Genomic DNA, 24,184 nt, shown 5'->3' with positions numbered 1-24,184 from the left:
CTGTCCTTGTCCGAGCGCTGGCTTATGCCAGCGCCTTCAGTGCCGCCTTGCCGCCGTAGAGCGCCTGCTTGCCGAGCTGCTGCTCGATGCGCAGGAGTTGGTTGTATTTGGCGGTGCGATCGGAGCGCGCAAGGGAGCCGGTCTTGATCTGTCCGCAATTGGTGGCGACCGCGAGGTCGGCGATGGTGGAATCCTCGGTCTCGCCGGAGCGGTGCGACATCACCGAGGTGTAGCCGGCCTTGTGCGCCATCTCGACGGCGGCGAGAGTCTCGGTCAGCGTGCCGATCTGGTTGACCTTGATCAGGATCGAGTTGGCCCGTCCGGCCTTGATGCCTTCAGCGAGCCGCTTGACGTTGGTGACGAAGAGATCGTCGCCGACGAGCTGGCACTTCTTGCCGACGAGGTCGGTCAACTCCTTCCAGCCGTCCATGTCGTCTTCCGACATGCCGTCCTCGATGGTCACGATCGGATAGCGCGAGACGAGGTCGGCAAGGTACTTGGCCTGCTCGGAGATCGAGCGGGTCTTGCCCTCGCCTTCGTAGACGTACTTGCCGTCCTTGAAGAACTCGGTCGAGGCGCAGTCGAGGCCGATGACGATGTCGGAGCCCGCCTTGTAACCGGCCTTGCCGATCGCGTTCATGACGAATTCGAGCGCGGCGTCCGCGGACGGCAGGTTCGGGGCGAAGCCGCCCTCGTCGCCGACATTGGTGTTGTGGCCGGCCTTCTTCAATTCGGACTTCAGAGTGTGGAAGACCTCCGCGCCGTAGCGCAGGCCCTCGGCGAAGGAGGACGCGCCCACGGGGAGGATCATGAACTCCTGGAAGTCGATCGGGTTGTCGGCGTGCATGCCGCCATTGATGATGTTCATCATCGGCACCGGCAAGAGACGCGCGGAGGTGCCGCCGACGTAACGGTACAGCGGCATGTCGAGCGAGTTCGCGGCCGCCTTGGCGCAGGCGAGCGACACGCCGAGGATGGCGTTGGCGCCCAGCCGGCTCTTGTTCGGCGTGCCGTCGAGGTCGATCATGATCTGGTCGAGCTGGGCCTGCTGCTCGACATCGAGGCCGCTCAGCGCCTCGAAGATCTCGCCGTTGACGGCGCCGACCGCCTTGGTGACGCCCTTGCCGAGATAGCGGGCCTTGTCGCCGTCGCGCAGTTCCACCGCCTCATGGGCACCGGTCGAGGCGCCTGACGGCACGGCGGCACGGCCGAGCGCACCATCTTCCAGCACGACGTCGACCTCGACGGTGGGATTGCCACGGCTATCCAGGATTTCGCGTCCGATGATGTCGATGATGGCGGTCATGAGGGCCTCTTTTCGGGGACTAAGCAGTCAGTTGGGGTGCTTCTACCGCAATGCATCGAAACGGAAAAGGCCGGGTGACGGCCGCACGATGATTGGCTAAGAGGGCGCCACGGAGGCGGCCTGATGTCGAAAAAACCCAGCAAATCGAACAACTCCCCTGCTTTGCAGCTTGGCCGCGCCGTGGAATGGCCGGATGCGCCCGAGAAGGCAAAACTCGACCGCGTGCCCAATCCGCAAGGAGGCACCGATTATCTGGTCCGTTTCACCGTGCCCGAGTTCACCTCGCTCTGTCCGGTCACGGGACAGCCGGATTTCGCACATCTGATGATCGACTACGCCCCCGGCCAATGGCTACTGGAGTCGAAGTCGCTCAAACTCTACATCGCGAGCTTCCGCAATCACGGCGCCTTCCACGAGGATTGCACGGTGATGATCGGCAAGCGCATCGCAAGCGAGATCAAGCCGAAGTTCTTGCGCATCGGCGGCTATTGGTATCCGCGCGGCGGCATCCCGATCGACGTGTTCTGGCAGACCGGCCGCGCGCCCAAGGGATTGTGGGTGCCGGAACAGGGCGTCGCGCCCTATCGCGGAAGGGGTTAGTGGGAGAGGAACAACAATGAAATCGACCTCAGCAACATTCCGAAACCTTGGATTGGGCCTTCTGGGCATCCTGTGGCTGACCGGCGCGGCCGAGGCTGCCGAAGTCCGGGTGATGATCTCGGGCGGCCTGACGGCTGCCTACAAGGCGCTTGTGCCCGAGTTCGAGAAGGCCACCGGCAACAAGGTCTTGACGGAATATGGGCCGTCGATGGGGACCACGACCAATGCGATACCCGTCCGGTTGGAGCGCGGCGAGGCGGCCGATGTCCTGATCATGGTGGGCTACGCCCTCACCGATCTCGCCAGTAAGGGCAAGGTCGTCGCCGGCAGCCAGGTCGACCTGACGAGATCGCCGATCGGCGTCGCCGTGAAATCGGGCGCGCCGAAGCCGGACATCAGCTCGGTGGAGGCGGTCAAGCGCGCGTTGCTCGCGGCGAAGACGATCGCCTATTCCGACAGCGCCAGCGGCGTCTACGTCTCGACCGAAATGTTTGGAAAGCTCGGCATTGCCGATGTCATGAAGGACAAGGCGCGCAAGATTCCGGCCACGCCGGTCGGCGAGATCGTCGCCCACGGCGATGCCGAGCTCGGCTTTCAGCAGATCAGCGAGCTGAAGCCCGTGAAGGGGATCGATATCGTCGGACCGCTGCCGAACGAATTGCAGCAGATCACGATCTTCTCAGCCGGCATCGCAAGCGTTTCCAAAGAGCCCGAGGCTGGCCGGGCCTTGATCAAGTTCCTGGCTTCCCCGGCCGCCCGCGACGCGATCATAGCAAGCGGCATGGAGCCGATCGGAAACTAGCGCCTACGCCGGCCGGCGGCATTGATGCTGCTAAAGCTCAAAGAGCGTTAGCTCGATACTTCCGTCAGGTCCGCGCATCCGCCGGCGCCCGCTGCTTCAACAGCCGCGCGCACACGAAACCGAGCGCCACCATGATGGCGGCGCTCGCGAACAGGGTCGGCATCTTGCCGCCATGCTGCAGGCCAAGGCCATAGGCGAGCGGCCCGACCGTCTGCCCCATGAAGAAGAAGAACGAATGCAGCGACAGCGCGGTCGCGCGTGCCTCGACCGAGAGTTCGCTGGCAAACATCTGAAGGCAGCCATGGGCGATGTAGAAGCCCCATCCCATCACGACGAGATTGAGCGCCTGCACTTCCCAGCGCGGGCCGAAGGCGACGACAACGAGCTGCGAAGCGACCAGCGTCATGCCCGCGATCATCATGCCCTTCATGCCCAGCCATGGCAGCAGGCGCGACACAGTCAGTGTGTAGAACAAGCCGCCGACCGCAAAGCCCGCGATGACCATGCCCGCGATCGAGAACGAGGTCTGACCGAGCTCGAACAGGAACGAAGCGATGTAGGGAAACAGGCCGAGCACGCAACAGCCTTCGACGAACACGGCCGAATAGCACACGTAAGCATTTGGATTGGTGAAGATGGTGCGATAGCCCGCTTTCAGCGCCGACAGGCTCGTCTTCGGCGGATGCTTGACCTTGGCGCCACGAAAGCCGGCGGCAACCGCGATCGACGCAACGATCACGAGCGCGCCGAGCACCGCCAGCACGCCGCGCCAACCGAGGAAGTCGCCGATCAGCCCGGAGGCCGAGGCGCCGAGGAGATTGCCGGTCATCGCGCCGGCGAGCGTGCGGCTGATCGCGACCTGGCGTTTCTCCGGACCGACGAGATCGCTGGTCAGGCTGAGCGCCACCGGAAACACGCCGCCCGAGCCGATGCCGGCGAGGATACGGGTTGCGAACAGAACAGAGAACGAGCTCGAGAGCGCCCCCAGGATATTGGCAAGGCCGAGCAGCGCGAGGCAGCCGATCATCAGCCGCGTCTTGCCGAACAGATCGGCGGCGGCACCGACGATCGGCTGGATGATCGAGAAGGTGAAGGCGAACACCGCGGCAAAGCCCGCAGCCGTCGCGATACTGACGCCAAAATCCTCGGCGACGTGCGGCAGCACCGGATCGAGCGCGCGCGCGGAGAGCGCCGCGGCAAAGCTTGCACCGGAGATGACGTAGAGCGCGGCCGGCAGGCCGTGATCGTGCGCCCGCGCCTCGCCTTGCTGCATCAGCGCGGGTCGGCTTTGGTCGAATCCTTGGCGAGCGTGTCGAACGCCATCAGCCTTCGGATCAGCCCTTCGAACTCGCGCAGCGGCACCATGTTGGGTCCGTCGGACGGCGCGCTGTCGGGGTCGGGATGAGTCTCGATGAAGACACCGGCAACACCGACAGCGACGGCTGCGCGCGCGAGCACCGGCACGAATTCGCGCTCGCCTCCGGAAGACGTCCCCTTCCCGCCCGGCTGTTGCACCGAATGAGTGGCATCGAAGATCACGGGTGCGCCGGTGGTGCGCGCCAGGATCGGCAAGGCGCGCATGTCGGAGACCAGCGTGTTGTAGCCGAAGGACGCACCACGTTCGGTCACGAGCACGTTGGGATTGTTCGCGCTCGTGATCTTGGACACGACATTGGCCATGTCCCAGGGCGCGAGAAACTGGCCCTTCTTGACGTTGACGACCTTGCCGGTTGCGGCGGTCGCCAGCAGCAGATCGGTCTGGCGACACAGGAAGGCCGGGATCTGCAGGATGTCCACCGCTTGCGCCACCTCGGCGCACTGCGCGGCGTCGTGCACGTCAGTCAGGACCGGCAGGCCGAGCGACGATCGGATTTCGGCGAAGATCGGCAGCGACTGGGCAAGCCCGAGGCCACGCGCAGCCGACGCGCTGGTGCGATTGGCCTTGTCGAATGAGGTCTTGTAGACGAGGCCGATCTGCAGTCGCGCGGCGATCTCCTTCAGTGCGGAGGCCACCTCCAGCGCATGCTGGCGGCTTTCGAGCTGACACGGCCCGGCAATGATCGAGATCGGCAGATCATTGCCGAATTTGACCTTGCCAATGGTGACGACCGGCGCCGCTGACGTCGAAGAGCTCAAGGCAAATCCCTCGTTTCGGCGCGACCATAGCCGCGATGAAGGGCGGATCAACCCCATTCGGCCTAGGCTCCCAGAATATCAGGGTTGCGCCCAGGCTCCCGGCGACGCCCGAGCGCCGGCCGCCTCTACTTCACCGCCGAGAAGGCGGTCGGCGCCAGGATCTGGCTGACAATATTGCCGACAATCTGCCCGTCCGCCTCGCTCTCGGCGCGCCCTTTCATCCAGTCCGGATCGGTCATGAAGGCGGCCCACTTCTTCTCGCGCTCGGCGAGCGACTCCCAGGCCAGGAAATAGGTCAGCTCCTGGTTGGATTCACCGATCAGGGTCGTGAAAAACCCGGCCTGCCTGATGCCGTGCTTTTCCCACACCTTCAGCGTGACGGTCTCGAACCGCTTGAGCAGCGCCGGCAGGCGCCCGGGCACGCAGCGATAGATGCGCATTTCATAAATCATTCTTGTTCCTCCCTGATCAGGTCCGGGGGTTATAACGGCTGGCCCTGACGGTGTCTTGAGGCCCGCTCGGCCGCCCCCGGTGGCGTTCCGCGCATGGCTAGGGTCCGCTCAAAGTCCCCGTCCCGCAGCCGGTTCCCGCAATGCTGCCGCAATGATACGGCCGCTAGATTGGCGCGATTGAGGTTGAGGTGCGGATCATGCGGATTTTGCTCGTCGAGGACGAGGCCGAAATGGCGGACGCGCTGGCGTCGGCGCTGAAGCGCTACGACATGGTGGTGGACCACGCCCCCACGCTCGCGGAGGCGGAAGAGGCCATTTCTGCCGACGTCCACGCCGCCGTCCTGCTCGATCGCCAGCTTCCCGATGGCGACGGTCTCACCCTGATCCCGAAACTGCGGGCGCGCGCCGACGGCGTGCCGATCATCGTGTTGACGGCGCGCGGCGAACTCGCCGATCGTGTCGCCGGACTGGACTGCGGGGCGGATGATTATCTGTCAAAGCCGTTCGCGGTGGAGGAATTACTGGCGCGGCTGCGCGCCGTGCTGCGCCGGCCCGCCGGGATGCAGCCCGACATCATGCACGCCGGCCGCCTCGCTTTCGATTTCGGCCACCGCGAGGCAAGCATCGACGGGGCTCCCCTCGAGCTGCCGCGACGCGAGCTCCTCGTGCTGGAAGCCCTGGTCCGCCGCATGGGCCGAACCGTGCTGCGCTCGGCGCTGGAAGAAGCCGTCTACAGTTTCGACGACGAGATCCAGTCGAATGCGCTCGATACACACGTGTCGCGACTGCGCCGCAAACTCTCGGAAGCCGATGCGCGCGTGGAGATCCACGGCATCCGCGGCGTCGGCTATCTGCTGAAGAAGCTGCCATGAGCAAGCACCACGATCCCTATTGCCTGCGCTCGCGGCTGAGCTGGCGCCTGCTGTCGCTCCAGGCGGTGCTGCTCACGGCGCTCGTTGCCGTCATCGTCGGGGCGTTGAGCGCGTCGGGGTTCGCGATCGCCGGGCGCGACGAAGATCGCGTGATCGAAATCGTCCAGCGCGCGCTCGCGCGCGACGCGCAAGGCGACCTGGTCCTGCGGTCGACGACCGAGCTGAAACAGTTGCGCAGCGAGACTCCCGATCTCTGGTTCCTGGTCCGCGACAGGCAGGGACGTTCGCTCAGCGAAGGCGCCGTGCCGTCCGAGTTCGCCGCCATCGGCAGCAGTCTCGACCAGATCAGCCAGGCGCGGCTCGGCTGGCAGCTGTTCGAGGACGATCCGCGCAAGCCCCCGGCGCGGCTGAAGCGGGTCGACACCGACGCCGGCAATGTGCAAATCATCACGGCGACGCAAGGCAAGCTCACCGGCGCCAAGGCGTTGTTCATGACGTCGCTTGCATTGCTCGGCGTCGCCCTGCCCGGCCTGCTCCTCATGGGAACGGCGACGTTCATCGCGACGCCGATGATCGTGCGGCGCGCCTTTAGGGGGATCGATGCGACGGCCGACCAGGCGCGGCGCATCGACATCCATCAACGCGGCGCGCGGCTGTCGCTGGACCGGATTCCGCTGGAGGTCATGTCGCTCGTGACCGCGGTCAACGACGCGCTGGCGCGGCTAGACCAGGGCTATGCCCGCCACAAGCGCTTCGTCGCCGATGCCGCACACGAGTTGCGCACGCCAATTGCAATCCTGAACACGCGGCTGGAGTCGCTTCCGGCGGGGCCGGAGAAGACCCGGTTGCTGGAGGATTCCGCGCGGCTGGCTACGCTTGCCGAGCAACTGCTCGACATTCAGCGCCTCGACCGCTGCGGTCATCCCTTCACGCGCGTCGACCTCGTCGCAATCGCGCAAAGTGCGGCCGCAGATCTCGCGCCGCTGGCCATTGCCGCCGGCTACGAGCTGGCGCTCGATGCCCCCTCCACGCCGGTCGAAACGATCGGCGATGCGGCGGCGCTGGAGCGCGCGCTGACCAACCTCGTGCAGAATGCGATCCAGCACGGCCCTCGCCGCGGCACCATCGGCATTCGTGTCACTAGGCCCGCGAGCATCGAGGTCACGGACGAAGGCGTCGGCATTCCGGCCGATCAGCGCGAACAGATATTCGAGCCGTTCTACCGGCTGACACCGCTCGATCGCGGTGCCGGCCTCGGCCTCAACATGGTGCGCGAGATCGTGCTCCTGCATGGCGGCCACATCTCGGTCGCGGACGGAGCGATCGGCGGCGCGTGCTTCAGGATTTCACTGCCGCCAGTCCGGGAGAATTGACGCAATCGGCACGCGGCACGCAATGCTGTCGCAATGCACGCAAGCGATTGTTCGGCCGCCTCACCTCTGACCTGCGAGGCGCAACCAAGATGCCGGAGTGCGCATGCCCAACGATTTCCTCTCGTTCTTCCTGTCATGGATGTCAGCCCCGCGTCGCGTCGGCGCGATCGCGCCGTCAGGCGCGGCGCTGGCCGATCTCATCACCCGCGAGATCACCGCATCGACCGGCCCTGTTCTCGAGCTCGGCCCCGGCACCGGCGCGTTCACCTACAAGCTGCTCAAACGCGGCGTGCGCCAGCAGGACCTCACGCTGGTCGAATACGGCTCCGACTTCATGAAGCTGCTACAGATGCGTTTCCCCAACGCGCGCGTCTTGTGGATGGATGCGGGGCGGCTGGCAGCGGAACGCCTCTATGACGGCGCACCCGTCGGCGCGGTCGTGAGCGGCCTGCCGCTGCTCAACATGTCGACACGCAAGGTCGTCTCGATCGTCGGTGGCGCGTTCAGTCATGTCCGCCCCGGCGGCGCGTTCTACCAGTTCACCTACGGCATGAGTTGCCCGATCCCGCGGCCCGTGCTCGACCGGCTAGGCTTGCGCGCAAAGCTGGTGGATCGTGCCCTGCTGAACGTGCCCCGGCCGCCGTCTACAAGCTGACGCGACGACCGCAGATGAAGCTCGTCACGGGATCGCTTGCGCCTGATACGTCAATGCCGGCTGCGCCGGAGCCGATGCTTCTCGCACGTGACTGCACCGCCACGCCCTGAGCCGCTTACACCAGGCGGCTCTGCACCATCGCCGCACGAATGAACGACGCGAACAGCGGATGCGGCTCGAAGGGGCGCGACTTCAGTTCGGGATGGAACTGGACGCCGATGAACCAGGGGTGATCCTCGTACTCGACGATCTCCGGCAGCACGCCGTCGGGCGACAGGCCCGAGAATTTCAGCCCGTGCTGCTCGAGGCGATCCTTGTAGGCGGTGTTGACCTCGTAGCGATGGCGGTGGCGCTCGGAAATCTCGGTCGCGCCGCCGTAGACCTCCGAGACGCGGCTGCCGCGATTGAGCGCCGCCGGATAGGCGCCCAAGCGCATCGTGCCGCCGAGATCGCCGGCGTTGGTGCGCTTCTCGAGCTCGTTGCCGCGCAGCCATTCCGTCATCAGGCCGACCAGGGGCTCCTTGGTCGGGCCGAACTCGGTGGAGTTGGCCTCCTCGATCCCGACGAGATTCCGAGCTGCCTCGATCACCGCCATCTGCATGCCGAAGCAGATGCCGAAATACGGCACGTCGCGCTCGCGCGCGAACTGGGCCGCTCGGATCTTGCCTTCGGCGCCCCGCTGGCCGAAGCCGCCGGGCACCAGAATGCCGTTGACGTGCTCGAGGAACGGCGCGGGATCTTCCTTCTCGAAGATCTCGCTTTCGATCCAGTCGAGATTTACCTTCACCTTGTTGGCGATGCCGCCATGCGAGAGCGCCTCGATCAGCGACTTGTACGCATCCTTCATGCCGGTATATTTGCCGACGATGGCGATGGTGACGTTGCCCTCGGGATTGCGGATGCGCTCGTTGATCTGCTGCCAGCTCCGCAGCTCCGGCGGAATCCGCGAGCCGATGCCGAAGGCGGCAAGCACTTCGTCGTCGAGGCCTGCGGCGTGGTAAGCCTGAGGGACAGCGTAGATGCTGTCGGCGTCGCGCGCCTCGATGACGGCGCTCTCGCGCACGTTACAGAACAGCCCGAGCTTGCGCCGTTCCTCCTTCGGGATCTCGCGATCGGTACGGCAGAGCAGGATGTCCGGCTGGATGCCGATCGAGCGCAGCTCCTTGACGGAGTGCTGCGTCGGCTTTGTCTTCAGCTCACCGGCGCTCGGGATGTAAGGCAGCAGCGTCAGATGAATGTAGATGGCGTGATCGCGCGGCAGCTCGTTCTTGAGCTGGCGGATCGCCTCGAAGAACGGCAGGCCCTCGATATCGCCGACGGTGCCACCGATCTCGACCAGCACGAAGTCGTAATCGTCGTTGCCGTCGAGGACGAAATCCTTGATGGCGTTGGTGACGTGCGGAACCACCTGGATGGTCGCGCCGAGATAATCGCCGCGCCGCTCCTTGGAGATGATGTCCTGGTAGATGCGCCCGGTCGTGATGTTGTCGGCCTTGGTCGCCGGGCGCCCGGTGAAGCGCTCATAGTGACCGAGATCGAGGTCGGTCTCCGCGCCGTCATCGGTCACGAACACTTCGCCGTGCTGATACGGCGACATCGTTCCGGGATCGAGGTTGAGATAGGGGTCGAGCTTGCGGAGGCGGACCTTGTAGCCCCGGGCTTGCAACAGGGCACCGAGTGCCGCTGAAGCCAGACCCTTGCCGAGCGAAGAAACCACGCCGCCGGTGATGAATATGTACCGCGCCATGGGGCTTAACCTCTAATCCCTCGAATTCGATTCGCCAAAGCGATTCGTATTCCGCCCCAAACATTTTGCGGGGCTGTGGGTGAGCCAGAACTAAGAGTGGTGACAGAGCCTTGATGGGGATTGTTGATGCAGGACGGTAGAAGCCGCCCTGCATGGCCCCCCTGCTTTATTGCGAACGCGGTACCTGCGGGCCGCTCGGTGCCGGAGCCTGCTGCTGCTCGTCGGCCTTCTTCAGCGAATCCAGGATGCCGCCCGAGGTCGGCGGAGCGATCGGTCCGCCACCGGCCGGCTGGGTCTGCGACGCCGGCGCGCCGATGATCGACGACGGCTTGCGGTCGTAGCCGGCATACCAGGACAGGAACAGACTGGTGAGGAAGAAGCCAACGGCCAAAATTGCGGTGGTCCGCGTCAAAAGGTTCGCGGTGCCGCGGCTCGACATGAAGCCTGCGCCACCTCCCATGCCGAGGCCCCCGCCTTCCGACTTCTGGAGCAGGACGGCGCCGATCATGACGGTGACGATCATGAGGTGAATGACGATGACAACAGTCTGCATAGTGTCCTTCCGTCACAAGCCGACAGCGCCGAGACGGCGGCCAATCGTGCTTCGCGGGTTTTCCTGAAGTTGCGCGGTGTTACACGATCGGAGGGGGCATTGCCACCCCCGATCCGCCGGGTCCTAAGGTTTGGAGTTAGCTAGGGACAGCCCTGCGCAATCGCAAGGAAATCGGCCGCCTTCAGGCTGGCTCCGCCGACCAGTGCGCCATTGACGTTCTTCACGGCCATCAGCTCCGCCGCGTTCGACGGCTTGACCGAGCCGCCATAGAGGATGCGCATCCCGGCGCCGTCGGCCTTGAACCGGGAGGTCAGGAATTCCCGGATAAAGCCATGAATCTGCTCGACATCCCCCGAGGTCGGGGTCAGGCCAGTGCCGATCGCCCAGACCGGCTCATAGGCCACGACCAGATTGGCGGCAGTCGAGCCATCCGGCAGCGAGCCGTTGAGCTGACCGCGCAGGATATCGAGGGTCTGGCCCGCATCGCGCTGGCCCTGCGTCTCGCCGATGCAGACGATGGCAGTCACCCCGGCGCGCCAGGCGGCCTCAGCCTTCTGCCGGATCAAGGCATCGCCCTCGCCATGGTCGGCGCGGCGCTCGGAATGGCCGACGATGATCGCGGTCGCACCCGAATCCGCCAGCATTTCGGCGGCGATATCGCCGGTATGGGCGCCGGAGGCCTTGGGGTGGCAATCCTGGGCCCCCACCGCGACCTTCTTGCCGCGTGCCTTCTCGGCAAAGGCAGCGATCAGGGTCGCCGGCGGGCAAACCAGCAGGTCGGCTTTGCCGGCCACCTCTGCCGCGCCATTGAGCATGGCGTCGAATTCGGCAGTCGAGGCCTTCAGGCCGTTCATTTTCCAGTTGCCGGCGATCAGGGGGCGGATGGCATCGGTCATGTCAAATTCCAGCAAATTTCGGTTTGTTCATGCGCTAGCAGAGGTCCCGTGGCAGTTCCAGAGACCAGGGGCTTTTGACCGCAGGGATCGAAAGCCTGCTAGACCCGAGGTTGCGGGGGGAAAGCCACCACTTTATGATGATTGATCAATTTGGTGACGCGCTTTTGCGGAATCTGCATTAAGACGCGCTCCCGTTCCCCTCCTGCCAAACAAGTTGGACCAAATGCTTCGAGGAATGCGCAAGGCCTCATCAAACTGGCTCGGCAAGACCATTATGGCCGTTGTGATGGGCGTGCTGATCATCAGTTTCGGCGTTTGGGGCATTGCCGACATCTTCAAGGGTTTTGGGCAATCCACCGTGGCCAAGGTCGGCGGCACCGAGATTTCCCTGAACGAGTTCCGCCAGATTTACACCGATCGCCTCCAGCAGATCAGCCGCCAGTTCGGCCGGCCGCTGTCGCCTGAACAGGCGCGCGCCTTCGGCCTCGACCGTCAGGTGCTCCAGCAGACGATCGCGGAGGCCGCCCTCGACGAAGAGGCGCGCCGGCTCGGGCTCGGCCAGTCGGACGACCAGATCCGCCAGCTCATCATGAACGACCCGAACTTCAAGGGCGTCGGCGGCAACTTCGATCCGAACCGCTTCCAGTCCGTGATCCGCAATTTCGGCTACACCGAGCAGCGCTACGTCTCCGAGCAGCGCAAGGTCTCGCTGCGTCGGCAGATCACCGGCACAATCGGTGCCGGTATCGAGCCGCCGAAGGCGATGCTCGACGTGCTGACGCGCTTCCAGAACGAGCAGCGCGCCATTGAATTCGTCAGGCTCGACGCAGCCCAGGCAGGCACCATCGACGCGCCATCGCCCGAGGCGCTCGCCGCCTATTTCGAGGATCACAAGGTCCAGTTCCGCGCGCCCGAATATCGCAAGATCGCGTTCGTCGTGGTCTCGCCGGAGGAGATCGGCAAGTGGAGCGAGGTGTCGGACGAGGACGCCAAGAAAGCGTTCGAGCAGCGCAAGGATCGGCTCGGCACGCCGGAGAAGCGCCAGATCCAGCAGATCGTATTTCCCAACGCCGCCGAGGCGCAGGCCGCACGCGAGCGGCTCACCAGCGGGACGTCGTTCGAGGACCTCGGCAAGGAGCGCGGACTGAGCGCGTCCGACGTCGATCTCGGGCTCGTGACCAAATCCTCGCTCGATCCCGCAGTTGGAGACGCTGTCTTCGCGCTTCCCGCCGGTGAAATCAGCCAGCCCATCCAGGGCCGTCTCGGCACGTCGATCGTCAAGGTCGAAAAGATCGAGCCGGGCGTGGAGGCGAATTACGCGAGCGTTGCCGCCGACATCAAGCGCGAGATCGCCACCGAGCGCGCGCGCGTCAAGGTCGCCGATCTTCGCGACAAGATGGAAGACGAGCGCGGCGGCGGTGCCAGCGTGATCGACGCGGCGCAGAAGCTAGGCCTCACTGCCGTGACGATCGACGCCGTCGACCGTTCCGGCCGCGCCCCGAGCGGCCAGCCGGTCTCCGGCATTCCGCAGGGCCTCGACGTGGTGTCGCAGGCCTTCAACACCGATGTCGGCGTCGACAACGACTCGATCTCGTTCAAGGGCGGCTATGTCTGGTACGACGTGCTTGCCATCACGCCGTCGCGCGACCGCAATCTCGACGAGGTTCGCGACCAGGTCGAGGCGCGCTGGCGCCAGGACCAGATCGCGACCAAGCTGAAGGCCAAGGCGACCGAGATCGTGCAGAAGCTCGAATCAGGCGGCAAGCTCGCCGACGAAGCAGCCGCGATCGGCGCCAAGGTCGAGACCGCCAGCGGCTTCAAGCGCGACGACTCGCCCGCCAGCGTGCCCGCAACCGTCGTGTCGGCCGCCTTCCGCGTCGGCAAGGACGGCGTCGGGCAGACGGCAGTGACCGGCGGCACCGAGGTGATCGTGTTCCGCGTCACTGAGATCATCGATCCCACGGTCGATGCCGGGTCCGAGGCGATCAAGAAGCTGAAGGACACTCTCGACCGCGCGCAGACCGAGGAGCAGGTCGCTTCCTACGTCAACAAGCTTGAAACCGACACCGGGACCACCATTAATCAGGCCGCCTTCGCGCAGGTGACCGGCGCGAACCAGTGAGTTGAAAGCACGCGATGGACGACCTGAAATCGATCATTGGAAAAGTGGCGACCGGCGCCAGCCTGTCGCGTGACGAAGCGGCGTCCGCCTTCGACGCCCTGATGTCCGGCGAAGCCACGCCTTCGCAGATGGGCGGCCTCTTGATGGCGCTGCGGGTGCGCGGCGAGACCGTCGACGAGATCACCGGCGCGGTCATGGCAATGCGCTCCAAGATGCTGACCGTGGCGGCACCGCCCGAGGCCGTCGACATCGTCGGCACCGGCGGCGACGGCTCCGGCTCGGTCAACGTCTCGACCTGTGCCTCCTTCATCGTCTCGGGCACAGGCCTGCCGGTCGCCAAGCACGGCAACCGCGCGCTGTCGTCGCGCTCGGGCACCGCCGACGTGCTGGCCTCGCTCGGGGTGAAGATCGATCTGAGGCCCGAGCAGGTCGGTCGCTGCGTGCGCGAATGCGGCATCGGCTTCATGTTCGCCCCCGCCCATCATCCCGCCATGAAGAACGTCGGCCCGACCCGGGTGGAGCTTGCCACGCGCACGATTTTCAATCTGCTCGGGCCGCTGACCAACCCAGCCGGCGTGAAGCGGCAGATGGTCGGCGTGTTCTCCCGGCAATGGGTGCAGCCGCTGGCGCAAGTGCTCAAGAACCTCGGCTCCGAATCCGCCTGGGTCGTGCACGGTTCCGATGGCCTCGACGAGATCACCCTCACCGGTCCGACCTTCGTCTCCGCGCTCCACAATGGCGAGATCCGGAATTTCGAGGTGACACCGGAGGACGCGGGCCTGCCGCGCTGCGAGGCCGGTGCACTCAAAGGCGGCGACGCCGACGCCAACGCTATCGCCTTGCAGGGCGTGCTCGACGGCAAGCCGAGCCCCTACCGTGACGTCGCGCTGATCAACGCCGCTGCCGCATTGGTCGTGGCCGGGCGTGCCAGGGATCTCAAGGAAGGTGTCGTGATCGGCGCAAAATCACTCGACAGCGGAGCGGCGCGCGCGCGGCTGAAACATCTGATCGCGGTCTCTAACGACTGAGCCTGACATGTCGGACATCTTGACCAAGATCGAAGCCTACAAGCGCGAGGAAATCGCTGCGGCCAAGCGCGCGCAGCCGCTGTCGGCGGTGGAGGCGAAGGCCAGGGCGCAACCAGCACCGCGCGGCTTCCTGCGCGCGATCAGGGCCAAGCACGCCAATGGCGACTTCGCGCTGATCGCGGAGGTGAAGAAGGCCTCGCCGTCAAAGGGCCTGATCCGCGCCGATTTCGATCCGCCGTTGCTTGCCAGGGCCTATGAGGCCGGGGGCGCTGCCTGCCTGTCGGTGCTGACGGACACGCCCTCGTTCCAGGGCCATCTCGACTTCATGGTGGCGGGCCGCGCGGCAACGTCACTGCCGGTGCTGCGCAAGGATTTCATGTTCGACACTTATCAGGTGGCGGAGGCCCGCGCGCACGGCGCCGACTGCATCCTGATCATCATGGCGGCGCTCGGTGATGCCACGGCCAAAGAGCTCGAGGACGCCGCCATCGCCTATGGCATGGACGTACTGATCGAGATCCACGACCGCGCCGAGCTTGACCGCGCGCTGAAGCTGCGTTCGCCGATGATCGGCGTCAACAATCGCAATTTGCGCACCTTCGAAACCACGCTTGCGACCAGCGAAACATTGGCTCCGCTCATACCCGGGGATCGGCTGATGGTCGGCGAGAGCGGTATCTTCACGCCCGCCGATCTCGCCCGGCTCGAGCGCGTCGGCATGTCGACCTTCCTGGTCGGCGAGAGCCTGATGCGGCAAGCCGACGTTACCGCTGCGACGCGCACACTGCTGGCGCGCGAGACCGCGCGCGCCACAGGCACGAACTGATGGCGCGTCAGCCCGCAAAGGCCAAACCGACCAAGACCGGCCCTGCCCTCACCCATATCGGCGCTTCCGGCGAGGCGCGGATGGTTGACGTGTCGGACAAGCCCGCGAGCGAGCGGCTCGCGGTCGCGGAAGGACGCGTCGTCATGACCAGGGCGACGCTTGACCTGATCGTGTCCGGCAACGCCAAGAAGGGCGACGTGCTCGGCACCGCCCGCATCGCCGGCATCATGGCCGCCAAGCGCACCGCGGAGCTGATCCCGCTCTGCCATCCGCTCGCGCTGTCGAAGGTGACGGTCGAAATCGAGCCCGACGCAAAGCTGCCGGGCTGCCTCGTCCGCGCCAGCGTGAAGGTCACGGGACCGACCGGCGTCGAGATGGAAGCGCTCACCGCCGTCTCGGTCGCCTGCCTCACCATCTACGACATGATCAAGGCGGTGGAACGCGGCGTGCGCATCGAAGGCATCCATCTGGTCGAGAAGCTCGGCGGCAAGTCCGGCCATTACCGCGTCTGATTGCGGCTAATCTATTTCGCCTCGCGCTGCCGCTCGCGATAGGCACGCGTCTTCATCCGATTGCCGCACAGAGTCGACATGCACCACCGCCGCGTCGATGGCTTCGACCGATCGAAGAACACCCGCCGGCATTCCTCAGAGGCGCACATCTTCAGCCGGTCCAACGTTCCCACAAGCGTTGCGTTGTGCAACTCGATGGCGATAGCCGACAGGCCGGCGAGCGCATCGTCGCGTATCGCCGATAATACTGCGCCGCAGCCAACCCGCGCCTCCACCCGCAACGGAAACGCCGCGAGCGCGTCACCGAGCGCGCCGAGAACCTCCTTGTTCCGGCGCCGCTCGGCCGGCTCGCATTGCAGATAGGCGCGTAGCGCTTCGCGCAGCCGCAGCGCGGTCGCGAACATTGCGGGCGTGATGCGCCCGCCGCCGAGGCCGCGCTCCTGCATCCAGTCCGCGAGCTGCTTCATCCCGGCAAGTTCGTCGCTCTGCGGGTGCTCCACCCCGAAATGCGAGAAGTGGCGAACATCGAGCGTGTTGGCGAAATCGTAGATGTTCGCCAACGCGTCGGGAACCTGGAACTTGCGTGACTCTTTCGACATCGGAATACCCGGAGAATTGGAACACCAGTAAAACATATTTACCGGTTGACAGCAACAGACACCAGTATATTTATTATACAGGTGTCTGCATCTCATCGAAATCGAGCGAGGTTGCGATGACAAAATGGAGAACGCCATGGCCGAAGCCCCGCACTATCTCGAACTCATCGAGCTTGCTGCACGCCTCGAGGCGCGCGAAATCTCCGCGTTGGAGGTGACGCGCGCGCAACTCGACCGTATCGACGCCCTGGACCATGAACTCGGCAGCTACGTTCACGTGATGCCGGAAACGGCTATCGCCGAGGCGAAGGCCGCGGACGCTGAGATCGCAAATGGCCAGTATCGGGGCCCCCTGCATGGCGTGCCGATTGCGCTGAAGGATCTGTTTTGGACCAAGGGCATTCCGACGGCGGCCGGCACCACGCTTCATCGCGATTTCCGTCCTGGTGAAGATGCGACCGTCACGCGCAGGATCAGGGATGCAGGCGGTGTGGTGCTCGGCAAGTTGCAGCTCACCGAGGGCGCCTATTCCGATCACCACCCGCTGGTGACGCCACCGAGAAATCCATGGAATCCGGATTACTGGCCGGGTATCTCGTCCAGCGGCTCGGCGGTCGCGACGGCCGCCGGACTTTGCTTCGGCTCACTTGGCTCCGACACCGGTGGCTCGATCCGCTGGCCCTGCGCCGCCAACGGCCTGACCGGGCTGAAGCCGAGCTGGGGCCGCGTCAGCCGCCACGGCACGTTCGAGCTGGCCGCGACGCTCGACCATATCGGACCGATCGGCCGCAGCGCGGTCGATGCCGGCGTACTGCTTGGGGTCATCGCCGGACACGACCCGAACGACCCGACGTCGCTGCTCAATCCGGTGCCTGACTATCTTGCCGCGGCCGCACGGGACGTGCGGGGCCTGCGGATCGGTGTCGACGCTGCCTGGAACGGCGAGGACGTGGACGTTGCGACACAGCACGTGTTGGCGGATGCCATCGATGCTTTTCGTGCGCTTGGCGCCCACACCGTCAACGTCAGATTTCCCGACGTAGAACAGGCGATCGCCGACTGGACCCCTAATTGTGCGGTGGAAGCTGCGGTCGCGCACGAGGCGACCTATCCTGTCCGCAAGAATGAGTATGGCCCAATCCTCGGCTCGCTGCTCGAGGCTGGTCGCGCGCTCTCCGGTCTCGATTATCAGAAGATCCTGCTGCGGCGGCTGGCACTGCGCGGCCAGGTGACAGCACTGTTCGAGACCATCGACCTGCTGCTGATCCCGGTCCACCCTTTCGCGCCGTTGACGCTGGCCATGATCCGGACGCTCGGCGAGCAGCCGGATCTGATCGCGAAGCTGCAGCGCTACACCTGCCCGTTCGACATGACCGGTCATCCCACGATCACGCTACCAGGTGGTGCATCGGCGGACGGACTGCCGATCGCGTTCCAGCTTGTCGCCGCCCATCTCGACGAGGCCACGCTGGTTCGCGCTGGCGCTGCATTCCAGCGTGTCACGTCGTGGCATCGTCGCCATCCTTCCCTCACCTCGCGGAGGCAGCATTGACCATTCCATTCAATCCCGTAGGTCGAAGCATTTTCCACGGCTGGTTCGTGGTCGCGGCGGCATTTGCCGTGATGTTCGTCGGCTTTGGTTCTGTCTACACCTTCAGCGCATTTCTGGAGCCGCTCCAGCGCGATTTCGGCGCCTCCCGTGGTTCAATCTCGCTGGTGTTCTCGATTGCCGGCTTTCTGTACTTCGCTCTCGGACTCGTCAGCGGTCCCCTCGCCGACCGGCTCGGTTCGCGTCCACTGGCCGTAGCGGGCATGGTCCTAATGGCGGTTGGACTTGCGGCCGCGAGCGCTGCACGTTCCCTCGTGGAGGTCTATCTCGCCTACGGGCTCGGTGTCGGCCTCGGCGTCGGCTGCGCCTATGTTCCGGCAATCGGCGCGGTGCAACGCTGGTTCGTCAAGCGCCGCGGCTTTGCCTCTGGGCTCGCGGTGAGCGGCATCGGGCTCGGCACGCTGGCAATGCCGCCGCTCGCCTCCTTGCTGATCGCATCGATGGGCTGGCGCGGCGCCTATCTGGCGCTGGGCGCGATTGCGCTGGTGCTGGGCGGCGGGATGTCGATGCTCATCGAGAACGATCCGAAGGACCGCGGCCTCCGGCCCGACGGCGATCCGCCTTGCGACGCGGCGGACACGGTCAACGCCGGCGGCGCCTCGGTGCGCGAGGCGGTCCGGTCGACGCGTTTTGTCGCCCTTTACGCATCGTGTCTGGTCTGCTCGTTCGGCGCCTTCGTTCCATTCGTTCATCTCGTGCCTTACGCGCGCGACCACGGTGTCGCGGCGTCCTCTGCCGTGCTGCTGCTGGGCGTGATCGGGGCCGGCAGCACCGCTGGTCGCTTCTTTCTCGGCGCGATCGCCGACCGGATGGGCCGCGATCGCTCTCTGATCATGGTCATGATCGGAATGGCGTTCGCGATGGCGATCTGGGCCATTGCCGCTGATGTCCGGACCCTCGCCGCTTTTGCCTTCATTTACGGCGTGTTCTACGGCGGCTGGGTCGCGGTGCTGCCCGCCGTGGTCATGGACTATTTTGGCGGACGCAACGTCAGCGGAATCATCGGCATTCTCTACACCAGCGTGGCGTTCGGGACATTGGTTGGTCCGAGTGCGGCCGGCTTCGCCTACGACCTCAATCACAGCTATACTTTGCCGATCCTGATCAGCGCCGCCGCGAACATCGTCGCGGCACTGATCGTGTTGGCGATACTGGCGCGCAGCGAAACCCGGCCGATCAGCGCAACGACGCGCTGATCGCCCCGAATTTTGAATTGAGCTTGCTGCCCAGGCCGTTCACCACGGCAATGATCGCAAGCGCGATGCCGGCGGCGATCAGCGCGATGGTCGGCAGAAATTGTCCGGCCGCGCGGAAGCTTCCGACAATGCTGCACGTCTCGCGTCCCGCATATTGATTGCTTTTGCGAGCGTCCGTTCACGGCGCATTAACCCAGCTTGCTAACTTCGCCTCCACTCCGTTCCCGTAAACCGACGGATGTTCCCGGGGCCAAGAATTGACCCTGACGTGTGCACCACAACGATCGATCATGATGACGGGATTCGGCAGTCGCCTTTTTGACCAGGCCTTCGTGCGCAGCGGACCGATCCGCTGGCTGGTGGTGGGCGGCACGCTGCTGATCGCTGCGATCGCGGTCGGCGCGACCCTGATGGCGCAGAATTTCCGCGAACGTGCGCTGCGCAGCTCCGGCCGCGAGCTGGAAAACACCGTGCTGATGCTGGCCCATCATTTCGACCAGCAATTGCAGGATTTCGCAGTCATCCAGAAGGATTTCGTCGACTACGTCCGCGCGAGCGGCATCACCAGTGCGGCGGACTATCGCAAGCGCCTCGCCGGCCAGGACCTCCACCGGATGCTGCGCTCGAAGATCGATGCACTACCCCACATAGGCGGCCTCAATATCATCGATGCCGAAGGCAATTTGATCAATTCGTCGACGGCATGGCCGGCCCCGAACGTGAACGTTGCCGATCGCGCCTATTTTCGCACCTTCCGGTACGATCCCGATGCTCCCGACGTCCTGATCGAGCCACTCTACAGTCGCATCTCCGGCGCCTGGACCATGCTGATCGTGCGCAAGGTCGTCGGACCGAACGGCGAATTCTTGGGTGCGGTCGGACGCGGCATCGAGCCGGCAAATTTCGAAAAGTTCTTCGAGTCCGCCGTGCTCGGCGAAAGCACGACGATCTCGATGCTGCACCGGGACGGCACGATGCTCGCCCGTTATCCCCATTCCAGCGAATTGATGGGGCGGAATTTCAAGAACGGTCCGTTCGCGCATCAAAGGGTTTTCGGGCTCGACCATTTTGCCGGCCGCTTCATGAGCCCCGTCGACGGCGAGGACCGGCTGATTTCCTCACACGCCCTGCCTCACTTCCCGATCCTGATGATGGCCACCACGACGCGCGCGACGGCCCTGACGGACTGGCGCGAGCAGATCGGCATCCTGATCTCGGTCGCCGCCTCTTCCGCGCTCGCCATCGCGGGCGTGCTGATCGCGATCATACGCAAGCTCCTGGAGCAGCATCGTCTTTCGCGGGAACGGCTGACGCTGGAAAAGCAGCGTCTCGACCGCGCCGTCAACAACATGACCCAGGGCCTGCTGCTGTTCGACGCATCGCAGCAGCTCGTGACCTGCAATCAGCGCTACATCGAGATGTACGGGCTGTCGTCCGAAATCGTGAGACCCGGCTGCAGCTTCCACGATATCATTGCGCACCGCAGAGCCACCGGCTCGTTCACCGGCGATGTGGACCAGTATGTCGCACGGGTCCTGCGCGACGTCCACGTGCGCAATTCCATGGTAGTCGAGACCTCCGACGGTCGCTCGATCCAGATCGTCAACGAACCGCTCACGGACGGCGGCTGGGTCGCGACGCATGAGGACATCACGGAGCGCCGGCGTATCGAGGAGCGCATCACCCATCTCGCTCACTACGACGCGCTGACCGACCTGCCCAACCGCACCATGTTCCACGAGCATCTACGTCAGGAACTCGATCTCGTCGCCGGGGGCGAACAACTCGCGGTGCACTACATCGATATCGACGAGTTCAAGGGCGTCAACGACGCGCTCGGGCATCTCATCGGCGACGAGCTCCTGAAGTCAGTCGCGCAGAGCCTCCACCGGTGTGCGGGTCCGACAGACTTCGTGGCGCGCCTCGGCGGCGACGAATTTGCCATCATCCAGAGCGCGGTGACATCGCTGGATCAGGTCAACGAGCTCGTCGCGCGGGTGTTTGAGGCCATCCGCGCGCCGTTCGACTGCATGGGACATCATCTTGCCACCGACGCCAGCATCGGCATCGCGCTGGCGCCGCAACATGGAACGGCGCTGGACCAGATCCTGAAGAACGCGGATATGGCGATGTACGCCGCTAAAGCCGCCGGGCGCCGCACTTATCGCTTTTTCGAGCCTGAGATGGACGCCAAGATCCACGAGCGGCGGCAGCTCGAGATCGACCTGCGCCGCGCCATCGCTCAAGGCGGGCTCGAAGGCGGCCTCGAGGTGTATTACCAGCCTTGCCTCAGCCTGAAGGACGACCGCATCACCGGCTGCGAGGCGCTGGTGCGCTGGCGCCATCCCGAACGCGGCATGGTCTCGCCGGCCGAGTTCATCCCGATCGCCGAGGACACCGGCCTGATCAACGAGATCGGCGAATGGGTGCTGGCGACCGCCTGCCGGGACGCAGCGAACTGGCCCGACGACGTCCGCCTCGCCGTCAACGTCTCGCCGGTGCAGTTCAAGAGCGGCACGCTGGCGCTGAAGATCATGGCAGCGCTTGCCGCCTCCAATTTGCCGGCAAGCCGGCTCGAGCTTGAGATCACCGAGGCGGTGCTGATCCGCGACGACGACACCGCGCTTGCGATCCTGCATCAACTCCGCGCCATCGGCGTCCGCATCGCGCTCGACGATTTCGGCACCGGCTACTCCTCGCTGAGCTATCTGCACCGCTTCCCGTTCGACAAGATCAAGATCGACCGCTGCTTCGTCAACGACATCGCCGGCCCCGACGGCTCCTCCAGCATCGTGCAGGCGGTCGTCAATCTCGCGGCTGCCCGCCGCATGACCACCACGGCCGAGGGTGTCGAGACCGAGGAGCAGCAGCGGTTGCTGCGCGCGCTCGGCTGCTCCGAGATGCAGGGCTATCTGTTCAGCGCCGCCAAACCCGCCGACAAAGTGCTGGAGCTGTTCGCAGCTCATCGCGGCCGTCTCGCCCAGCGCGGCGGCAACGAAGGCCGCCGCCGGGAGGCAAGCTAGGGCCTGGACTCACACAGGCGCAATTGTCGGCTCGGGAGGCCAAGCAGAAACATCGGCGGACGGCCAAACGGCGGTGGCGCCCCTAGAAATTAAAGACCATTCGGTCTATATATCGGCAATGCCCCGCCAAACCCCTGTGCAGTTGCCCCGTGGCCGTCCCCGAAGTTTCGACATGGAATCCGCCGTCGAACGCGCGATGGATGTGTTCTGGTCCCGCGGCTATCACGCCACGGCGCTACCGGACCTTCTTCGTGCGACGAAGCTCTCGCGGGGCAGCCTCTACGCCGCTTTCGGCGACAAGCACTCGCTGTTCCTGCTTGCGCTTGATCGCTACATTGCCATTGCCTTGACACGGATGGATATCGAACTCGACCCCCGCAGGGAGCCGATCGACGGCCTAAGGGCCTACCTTGCCGGCTATGTTGACCGCAACAGCGGTGCCAATGGTCGGCGCGGATGCCTGTTGGTAGCCACAGCCATGGAACTGGCTGGCCGTGATGCCGAAATTGATCGTCGCATCGGGAGCTTTTTCAAAGCTATGGAGGCTCGGGTGGCTGGTGCACTTTCCCGTGCGAAGGCAGCGGGCAAGCTGGCCGATGGTGTCGAGCCTTCGAGTGCCGCCCGAATTCTCGTCTGTTTCGTCGAGGGCCTGCGGGTGGTCGGTAAAACGGCACCGACACGGATCATTTCGCAAGCCACCGTTGACGCTTTTCTCGACCGCTTCATCAGGTAGACAACCATGGACGTTTCCGCTGCTCGCACGCCTATATCTAGACCGAACGGTCTTGAAAAGAACGATACCATGTCCGGCTTTCAGATCGTCTGCGCGGTGGTCGTCCCCTTGCTCTGGGGTTATCAATTCGTGGCCATCAAAGTGGGCGTTATGGAGTTTCCACCCCTCTTCTTCCTCGCGCTGCGCTTCCTGGCCATCGCGCTGCTGCTTGTTCCCTTCGTCAAAAGGCCCGCACGTCAACAGTTTGGCCCGATCGCAGCGATTTCGTTTTTCCTTGGCGGACTGAACTTCGGGCTCTTCTATGTTGGCCTCGGCCTCGGCTCGGGAAGCATGTCGGCCGTCGCAATTCAACTCGCCACGCCCTTCACCGTCCTGCTGGCCTGGCCGCTGCTCGCGGAGCGGCCGTCTCTCACCACGTCCGCTGGAGTGGTGCTTGCATTTGTCGGCGTGGTCGTGCTGGCAGCGGGGCCCGGCCCGTCCGCAAACGCGCTTCCACTGCTGCTCGTGGTCGGGGCAGCCTTCGCATTCGCGGTGTCCAATGTCCTGACGAAACGCTACGGCCCTTTTGATCCCCTGATGTTGATGGGATGGTCCTCGCTGTTCACGGTGCCGCAGGTCATGTTGATGTCGCTGCTCCTTGAACATGGACAACTCGCGAGCCTCGTCACTGCAGATGGACGTGGTTGGCTGGCACTCGCCTATACGATTTTCATCGGGGGAATTGTCGGATTTGGCCTGTGGTTCTGGCTGATCGGGCGTTGCTCCATGGGTCGCGTCGCGCCCTTCGGTTTGCTGCTTCCGGTGTTCGCCTTGATGTCGAGCGTGTTGTTTCTTGGCGAACGCATGACCCCAATGTTGATGATCGGCGGGCTGCTCGCGATCTCCGGCGTCGCTGTCACTCAGCTAAGACCGAGCGCTCGACCAATTTGAACTTGGAAGTCGCGTCGTTGGCAGATTCTCAGCACGCGGCTGACCTTGTTAACGCAGCCGCTGGAGCTGCGGGTCCATCCCCGCGACGAAGTGCTGGTCGAGCGCGACCGCGCCCTGCGCTGGGCCGAGCGCGATGGCTGCTACGAGGCCACCCTTGCGGCCATGAATCCCAGCTGAGACGGCGTCCAAAACGAAATCGCCCGGGAGCGGTCAA

At 64.7% G+C, this 24,184-nt stretch carries 23 protein-coding genes and 1 pseudogene; 15 read left to right on the top strand and 9 right to left on the bottom strand.

Annotation, left to right across the window (positions count from 1 at the left end):
* Positions 1–22: 22 nt before the first annotated feature.
* Positions 23–1,306 carry a phosphopyruvate hydratase gene (gene eno / locus BRA1253DRAFT_RS02120; RefSeq protein ID WP_007590612.1) on the bottom strand — a complete coding sequence of 428 codons (1,284 nt, stop codon included), beginning with the start codon at positions 1,304–1,306 and terminating at the stop codon, positions 23–25.
* Between the two features lie 123 nt (positions 1,307–1,429).
* On the opposite strand from eno, the gene queF reads away from it, so the two are divergent.
* Both queF and BRA1253DRAFT_RS02110 read left to right on the top strand, forming a co-directional pair.
* Complete coding sequence (gene queF, locus BRA1253DRAFT_RS02115) at positions 1,430–1,906, top strand: preQ(1) synthase (RefSeq protein ID WP_007590611.1); 477 nt, start codon at positions 1,430–1,432, stop codon at positions 1,904–1,906.
* A 16-nt stretch (positions 1,907–1,922) separates the two neighbouring features.
* A complete protein-coding gene (locus BRA1253DRAFT_RS02110) occupies positions 1,923–2,708 on the top strand; it encodes a substrate-binding domain-containing protein (protein ID WP_007590610.1) in 786 nt (261 codons plus the stop codon).
* Between the two features lie 64 nt (positions 2,709–2,772).
* Here the strand turns inward: BRA1253DRAFT_RS02110 and BRA1253DRAFT_RS02105 are convergent, their stop codons facing one another.
* The 3 genes from BRA1253DRAFT_RS02105 to BRA1253DRAFT_RS02095 all read right to left on the bottom strand — a co-directional run bounded on the left by BRA1253DRAFT_RS02105 (position 2,773) and on the right by BRA1253DRAFT_RS02095 (position 5,296).
* A complete protein-coding gene (locus BRA1253DRAFT_RS02105) occupies positions 2,773–3,981 on the bottom strand; it encodes an MFS transporter (RefSeq protein WP_007590609.1) in 1,209 nt (402 codons plus the stop codon).
* The gene (kdsA, locus tag BRA1253DRAFT_RS02100) at positions 3,981–4,844 is read right to left on the bottom strand and encodes a 3-deoxy-8-phosphooctulonate synthase (RefSeq protein WP_035992609.1); all 864 of its coding nucleotides are present in this window, start codon (positions 4,842–4,844) and stop codon (positions 3,981–3,983) included. Before kdsA ends, BRA1253DRAFT_RS02105 begins: the two co-directional genes overlap by 1 nt.
* Before the next feature lie 125 nt (positions 4,845–4,969).
* On the bottom strand, positions 4,970–5,296 hold the full coding sequence (locus BRA1253DRAFT_RS02095) for an NIPSNAP family protein (RefSeq protein WP_007590607.1): 327 nt from the start codon (positions 5,294–5,296) through the stop codon (positions 4,970–4,972).
* 197 nt (positions 5,297–5,493) lie between these two features.
* Between BRA1253DRAFT_RS02095 and BRA1253DRAFT_RS02090 the strand changes: the two genes are divergently transcribed.
* The 3 genes and pseudogenes from BRA1253DRAFT_RS02090 (at position 5,494) to BRA1253DRAFT_RS02080 (ending at position 8,306) form a co-directional block, all read left to right on the top strand.
* A complete protein-coding gene (locus BRA1253DRAFT_RS02090) occupies positions 5,494–6,168 on the top strand; it encodes a response regulator transcription factor (protein ID WP_007590606.1) in 675 nt (224 codons plus the stop codon).
* Positions 6,165–7,541, top strand: coding sequence for a HAMP domain-containing sensor histidine kinase (locus BRA1253DRAFT_RS02085; protein ID WP_007590605.1), 1,377 nt, complete (start codon positions 6,165–6,167; stop codon positions 7,539–7,541). Before BRA1253DRAFT_RS02090 ends, BRA1253DRAFT_RS02085 begins: the two co-directional genes overlap by 4 nt.
* 103 nt (positions 7,542–7,644) lie before the next feature.
* A pseudogene (locus BRA1253DRAFT_RS02080) lies at positions 7,645–8,306 on the top strand (class I SAM-dependent methyltransferase).
* Between the two features lie 5 nt (positions 8,307–8,311).
* Here the strand turns inward: BRA1253DRAFT_RS02080 and BRA1253DRAFT_RS02075 are convergent.
* The 3 genes from BRA1253DRAFT_RS02075 to tpiA form a co-directional block, all read right to left on the bottom strand.
* Positions 8,312–9,943, bottom strand: coding sequence for a CTP synthase (locus BRA1253DRAFT_RS02075; RefSeq protein WP_007590604.1), 1,632 nt, complete (start codon positions 9,941–9,943; stop codon positions 8,312–8,314).
* 166 nt (positions 9,944–10,109) lie between these two features.
* Entirely contained in the window at positions 10,110–10,496 is a 387-nt protein-coding gene (gene secG, locus BRA1253DRAFT_RS02070) for a preprotein translocase subunit SecG (protein ID WP_007590603.1), read from the bottom strand.
* 140 nt (positions 10,497–10,636) lie between these two features.
* Positions 10,637–11,392 carry a triose-phosphate isomerase gene (gene tpiA, locus BRA1253DRAFT_RS02065; protein WP_007590602.1) on the bottom strand — a complete coding sequence of 252 codons (756 nt, stop codon included), beginning with the start codon at positions 11,390–11,392 and terminating at the stop codon, positions 10,637–10,639.
* Between the two features lie 223 nt (positions 11,393–11,615).
* On the opposite strand from tpiA, the gene BRA1253DRAFT_RS02060 reads away from it, so the two are divergent.
* From BRA1253DRAFT_RS02060 to moaC, 4 genes are read left to right on the top strand one after another with little or no spacing between them, the layout of a single operon-like run.
* Positions 11,616–13,514: a peptidylprolyl isomerase gene (locus BRA1253DRAFT_RS02060; RefSeq protein WP_007590601.1), complete on the top strand. Its 1,899-nt coding sequence runs from the start codon at positions 11,616–11,618 to the stop codon at positions 13,512–13,514.
* Positions 13,515–13,528: 14 nt separating this feature from the next.
* Positions 13,529–14,542 (top strand): anthranilate phosphoribosyltransferase, encoded by a 1,014-nt coding sequence (gene trpD, locus BRA1253DRAFT_RS02055; protein ID WP_007590600.1) that lies wholly within the window; start codon positions 13,529–13,531, stop codon positions 14,540–14,542.
* A gap of 7 nt (positions 14,543–14,549) precedes the next feature.
* Positions 14,550–15,368 carry an indole-3-glycerol phosphate synthase TrpC gene (gene trpC / locus BRA1253DRAFT_RS02050; RefSeq protein ID WP_007590599.1) on the top strand — a complete coding sequence of 273 codons (819 nt, stop codon included), beginning with the start codon at positions 14,550–14,552 and terminating at the stop codon, positions 15,366–15,368.
* Positions 15,368–15,880, top strand: a complete 513-nt coding sequence (gene moaC / locus BRA1253DRAFT_RS02045; protein WP_007590598.1) for a cyclic pyranopterin monophosphate synthase MoaC — start codon at positions 15,368–15,370, stop codon at positions 15,878–15,880. The genes trpC and moaC overlap by 1 nt, the downstream gene beginning before the upstream one ends.
* Before the next feature lie 11 nt (positions 15,881–15,891).
* On the opposite strand, the gene BRA1253DRAFT_RS02040 is transcribed toward moaC, so the two are convergent.
* Positions 15,892–16,479 carry a CGNR zinc finger domain-containing protein gene (locus tag BRA1253DRAFT_RS02040; RefSeq protein ID WP_007590597.1) on the bottom strand — a complete coding sequence of 196 codons (588 nt, stop codon included), beginning with the start codon at positions 16,477–16,479 and terminating at the stop codon, positions 15,892–15,894.
* 136 nt (positions 16,480–16,615) lie between these two features.
* On the opposite strand from BRA1253DRAFT_RS02040, the gene BRA1253DRAFT_RS02035 reads away from it, so the two are divergent.
* On the top strand, positions 16,616–18,031 hold the full coding sequence (locus tag BRA1253DRAFT_RS02035; protein ID WP_007590595.1) for an amidase: 1,416 nt from the start codon (positions 16,616–16,618) through the stop codon (positions 18,029–18,031).
* Entirely contained in the window at positions 18,028–19,284 is a 1,257-nt protein-coding gene (locus BRA1253DRAFT_RS02030; RefSeq protein ID WP_007590594.1) for an MFS transporter, read from the top strand. The genes BRA1253DRAFT_RS02035 and BRA1253DRAFT_RS02030 overlap by 4 nt, the downstream gene beginning before the upstream one ends.
* Here the strand turns inward: BRA1253DRAFT_RS02030 and BRA1253DRAFT_RS45025 are convergent.
* A complete protein-coding gene (locus BRA1253DRAFT_RS45025; protein ID WP_245286067.1) occupies positions 19,265–19,381 on the bottom strand; it encodes a Flp family type IVb pilin in 117 nt (38 codons plus the stop codon). The genes BRA1253DRAFT_RS02030 and BRA1253DRAFT_RS45025 overlap by 20 nt on opposite strands.
* A gap of 193 nt (positions 19,382–19,574) precedes the next feature.
* On the opposite strand from BRA1253DRAFT_RS45025, the gene BRA1253DRAFT_RS02025 reads away from it, so the two are divergent.
* From BRA1253DRAFT_RS02025 to BRA1253DRAFT_RS45810, 4 genes are all read left to right on the top strand, one after another.
* A complete protein-coding gene (locus BRA1253DRAFT_RS02025; protein WP_007590593.1) occupies positions 19,575–22,307 on the top strand; it encodes an EAL domain-containing protein in 2,733 nt (910 codons plus the stop codon).
* Positions 22,308–22,479: 172 nt separating this feature from the next.
* Entirely contained in the window at positions 22,480–23,040 is a 561-nt protein-coding gene (locus BRA1253DRAFT_RS02020) for a TetR/AcrR family transcriptional regulator (RefSeq protein WP_245285849.1), read from the top strand.
* Positions 23,041–23,109: 69 nt separating this feature from the next.
* A complete protein-coding gene (locus BRA1253DRAFT_RS02015; RefSeq protein ID WP_035992605.1) occupies positions 23,110–23,970 on the top strand; it encodes a DMT family transporter in 861 nt (286 codons plus the stop codon).
* 45 nt (positions 23,971–24,015) lie between these two features.
* Complete coding sequence (locus BRA1253DRAFT_RS45810) at positions 24,016–24,147, top strand: hypothetical protein (RefSeq protein ID WP_256375787.1); 132 nt, start codon at positions 24,016–24,018, stop codon at positions 24,145–24,147.
* The last annotated feature ends 37 nt before the right edge of the window (positions 24,148–24,184 follow it).

The sequence above is a fragment of the Bradyrhizobium sp. WSM1253 genome (assembly GCF_000244935.1).
Lineage (GTDB): Bacteria > Pseudomonadota > Alphaproteobacteria > Rhizobiales > Xanthobacteraceae > Bradyrhizobium > Bradyrhizobium canariense.
This window is presented reverse-complemented; position numbering and strand designations above follow the sequence as displayed.

Coding starts and splice junctions, on each gene's coding strand:
- eno (WP_007590612.1), bottom strand. CDS start 1,306: ATGACCGCCATCATCGACATCATCGGACGCGAAATCCTGGATAGCCGT.
- queF (WP_007590611.1), top strand. CDS start 1,430: ATGTCGAAAAAACCCAGCAAATCGAACAACTCCCCTGCTTTGCAGCTT.
- BRA1253DRAFT_RS02110 (WP_007590610.1), top strand. CDS start 1,923: ATGAAATCGACCTCAGCAACATTCCGAAACCTTGGATTGGGCCTTCTG.
- BRA1253DRAFT_RS02105 (WP_007590609.1), bottom strand. CDS start 3,981: ATGCAGCAAGGCGAGGCGCGGGCGCACGATCACGGCCTGCCGGCCGCG.
- BRA1253DRAFT_RS02095 (WP_007590607.1), bottom strand. CDS start 5,296: ATGATTTATGAAATGCGCATCTATCGCTGCGTGCCCGGGCGCCTGCCG.
- BRA1253DRAFT_RS02090 (WP_007590606.1), top strand. CDS start 5,494: ATGCGGATTTTGCTCGTCGAGGACGAGGCCGAAATGGCGGACGCGCTG.
- BRA1253DRAFT_RS02085 (WP_007590605.1), top strand. CDS start 6,165: ATGAGCAAGCACCACGATCCCTATTGCCTGCGCTCGCGGCTGAGCTGG.
- BRA1253DRAFT_RS02075 (WP_007590604.1), bottom strand. CDS start 9,943: ATGGCGCGGTACATATTCATCACCGGCGGCGTGGTTTCTTCGCTCGGC.
- secG (WP_007590603.1), bottom strand. CDS start 10,496: ATGCAGACTGTTGTCATCGTCATTCACCTCATGATCGTCACCGTCATG.
- tpiA (WP_007590602.1), bottom strand. CDS start 11,392: ATGACCGATGCCATCCGCCCCCTGATCGCCGGCAACTGGAAAATGAAC.
- BRA1253DRAFT_RS02060 (WP_007590601.1), top strand. CDS start 11,616: ATGCTTCGAGGAATGCGCAAGGCCTCATCAAACTGGCTCGGCAAGACC.
- trpD (WP_007590600.1), top strand. CDS start 13,529: ATGGACGACCTGAAATCGATCATTGGAAAAGTGGCGACCGGCGCCAGC.
- trpC (WP_007590599.1), top strand. CDS start 14,550: ATGTCGGACATCTTGACCAAGATCGAAGCCTACAAGCGCGAGGAAATC.
- moaC (WP_007590598.1), top strand. CDS start 15,368: ATGGCGCGTCAGCCCGCAAAGGCCAAACCGACCAAGACCGGCCCTGCC.
- BRA1253DRAFT_RS02040 (WP_007590597.1), bottom strand. CDS start 16,479: ATGTCGAAAGAGTCACGCAAGTTCCAGGTTCCCGACGCGTTGGCGAAC.
- BRA1253DRAFT_RS02035 (WP_007590595.1), top strand. CDS start 16,616: ATGGCCGAAGCCCCGCACTATCTCGAACTCATCGAGCTTGCTGCACGC.
- BRA1253DRAFT_RS02025 (WP_007590593.1), top strand. CDS start 19,575: ATGATGACGGGATTCGGCAGTCGCCTTTTTGACCAGGCCTTCGTGCGC.
- BRA1253DRAFT_RS02020 (WP_245285849.1), top strand. CDS start 22,480: ATGGAATCCGCCGTCGAACGCGCGATGGATGTGTTCTGGTCCCGCGGC.
- BRA1253DRAFT_RS02015 (WP_035992605.1), top strand. CDS start 23,110: ATGTCCGGCTTTCAGATCGTCTGCGCGGTGGTCGTCCCCTTGCTCTGG.